The 223-nt window shown below is 53.4% G+C and carries 1 protein-coding gene; it reads right to left on the bottom strand.

All coding sequences use genetic code 11. The features are described 5' to 3' along the window. Positions 1-223: hypothetical protein (locus tag ACGF5R_RS25030; protein WP_387693363.1), on the bottom strand; the 223-nt coding region annotated here is incomplete at both ends.

Genomic DNA, 223 nt, shown 5'->3' with positions numbered 1-223 from the left:
CTGAGTCAGGATATTCGCTTCACCCCAGACCGCATTCACCCCGGTGCCATCCCCAACTTTGGTGATAAGATTGGCTTTACCTTTGGCAAACCCCACTGTCGTGCCCTCGCCGACATGGGTCATCACGTTACCGACATCGGAAATAAGCAGGCCGACTGTCGTCCCCTTTCCTACTTTGGTCAGAATATTGCCTTTACCAAGCAAAACAGCCGCCGTCGTTGAG

The organism is Photorhabdus sp. RM71S, assembly GCF_042879355.1.
GTDB classification, from domain to species: Bacteria; Pseudomonadota; Gammaproteobacteria; order Enterobacterales; family Enterobacteriaceae; genus Photorhabdus; species Photorhabdus kayaii.
This window is presented reverse-complemented; position numbering and strand designations above follow the sequence as displayed.